Genomic DNA, 2178 nt, shown 5'->3' with positions numbered 1-2178 from the left:
GTTAAACATTTATTCGCCCGGAAACTCTAGTTTTAAATTGTCCGGTTTAACGGGAGGAGGTCAATATAATCATATGCGTCCCAAAAATTGGTAATATCAGTTGTTACAACGTTTTGATTTAGTTGTTGTCTGTTATTACAGTTTGCTAAGGCTAATACTGTAATCAGTAATATCAGAGCTTTTTTCATTTTTCAATTTAGTAATTTATTCAGCTTACACATAACGGTCCCGGCTATGAGATGAGTAGTTGCATGGTTTAGTAGTAGGTAAGTAGAGGCCATTGCTTATAGCCATGGTTACTAGTGGTTTTTATTCTTTAAATCGTTTGTCGTTCAGTTTTTGATTTGCTTTATTTTTCACCTTTCTGTTTTTTCCGTTTTTTGCAAATCTCTTTATAATTTTTCGTGTTATGTCTTGATGGTCGAGCAGTAAATTTTGAATTTTAGCATTTCCATTTTCTAAGATATTTTCTACCAACTCATTTGAGATTCCGCAGTCTTTTAATCTCAAACGGTAGGTTTCAGATGGCTCAGAAACAATTCCTTTTTTGCTTGTTATTCTCGGGTCTTTATAGGCAGGAAGTATTCGCATTAGTTCCTCTAACTTTTCAACAAGCTCTATTCTCGATTTGGTCGTAAAAGTCAAAAACGGATTTTCCCAATTTGGGTCAATGTCAAATTCATTGTTTTTTTGATTGAAATTTTCTATAAAGTTTAAAACTCGGACTTGATATTCTCCATCCAAGTCTCTTTCTGGTCGCCATTCTACATCTATGAATTTTAATCGGCTATAATTTTCTAAGATCAATAAACTTGAACCATCAAAATAATCTTCGAAACCGACTGCAGGATCAATTTCATACAGTTGGTTGTATTTTACTGTCCAACCAGCTTCAATTCTTAGGGGTTGTAGATTCATTTTAATTATGAGTAGGTCATATTACTGTCAACGGTCTCCTTTACTTTGAATTTATAAATTGAATAAGAGAAAGAGGAGAACTAAAACGGTCTCTAAGTTAAGCCTTACTAGACGTATCAGTCCTCTTTTCTCCTAAAAGTTGCATAGAACCAATTGGAATACCAGGTGTTGTAGCACCCAATAAAGGAAATAGTTTTTGCAACATAAATTAACTGTCAATTTTAAAATTATGAAAAATTACAAAGAAGCCATTGGTATCGATGTATCAAAGAAGACTTTGGACGTTAGCTGTCATCTATTGGGCAAGCACAAGGTATTTGCGAACGACATAAGGGGGTATCGTTCCATGTTGTCCTGGGTGGGAAAAGAAGTGAAGGAATCCTTTTTTTACTGTTTTGAGAACACGGGGAACTATTCCTTGAAACTGTCCTGCTATTTAAGTGGGCAAGGTGTTGATTATGTAGAGGAGAATCCGTTGAGGATAAAAAGGTCCCTTGGTCTGGTACGGGAAAAGAGCGACAAGGTGGATTCCCGGCTCATAGCAAGATATGCCTGGTTGTGCAGGGAAGAACTGACCATGAGCGAGGCAAAGAGTTTGGTTTATCAGGAGTTGGGGAGGTTATTGGGCCTTCGTGATCAAATGGTACGCAATAGGGCGGGGCTATTGGGCACCTTAAAGGAGATGGAACATTTGTTGGGGAGTCCATCCACGGATATAGGCTGTATTTGCATTAAGAGGACGATAGCTTCACTTGATAAACAGGTCAAGGCCATTGAGGCCAGAATGGATCAGATACTAAGGGAGGATGAGGAATTGTCGGGCAATTACGGACTGTTGCTTTCTTTACGTGGGATTGGTTTTGTGGTGGCGTGCCAGCTGCTCTATCACACCCAAAACTTCCGGCAATTCGATTCATGGAGAAAATTCTCGAGTTATTGTGGTCTGGCTCCCTATGACCACCAATCCGGTAGTGGTTTGAGAAGGAAGAGACAGTGTCATTGGATCGGGGACAGAAAGATGAAGACTTTGTTGAGTATGGCAGGTATATCGGCAATACAACATGATCCGGAGCTCAGGGCGTACTATAAACGAAAAATAGCGGAAGGGAAGCCTAAGATGCTTGCCTTGAACAATGTCAGGAACAAACTTTTGGCAAGGGCATTCTCAGTAGTAAAAAGAGGAACGCCATATGTGGTTTTACAGCAATACGCGGCTTGACAATAAGATCTAAATAAGTTTGGATTTGATCTTGGAATACG

General features: G+C 38.9%; 2 protein-coding genes. One reads left to right on the top strand and one right to left on the bottom strand.

Annotated elements, in window-relative coordinates:
* Positions 1-309: 309 nt before the first annotated feature.
* Positions 310-918 (bottom strand): hypothetical protein, encoded by a 609-nt coding sequence (locus EO132_RS03220; RefSeq protein WP_127136572.1) that lies wholly within the window; start codon positions 916-918, stop codon positions 310-312.
* Positions 919-1147: 229 nt separating this feature from the next.
* Here EO132_RS03220 and EO132_RS03215 point away from each other — a divergent pair, with 229 nt between their 5' ends.
* Positions 1148-2137 (top strand): transposase, encoded by a 990-nt coding sequence (locus EO132_RS03215; protein ID WP_127136571.1) that lies wholly within the window; start codon positions 1148-1150, stop codon positions 2135-2137.
* The last annotated feature ends 41 nt before the right edge of the window (positions 2138-2178 follow it).

The sequence above is a fragment of the Flagellimonas oceanensis genome, from assembly GCF_003992595.1.
In the GTDB taxonomy this organism is placed as follows: Bacteria; Bacteroidota; Bacteroidia; order Flavobacteriales; family Flavobacteriaceae; genus Flagellimonas; species Flagellimonas oceanensis.
Note: the sequence above shows the minus strand (reverse complement) of the source record. Positions and strands in the feature narration are given on the sequence as shown.

Excerpts from the sequence above, each read along its gene's own strand:
- EO132_RS03220 (WP_127136572.1), bottom strand. The coding sequence starts at position 918 with ATGAATCTACAACCCCTAAGAATTGAAGCTGGTTGGACAGTAAAATAC.
- EO132_RS03215 (WP_127136571.1), top strand. The coding sequence starts at position 1,148 with ATGAAAAATTACAAAGAAGCCATTGGTATCGATGTATCAAAGAAGACT.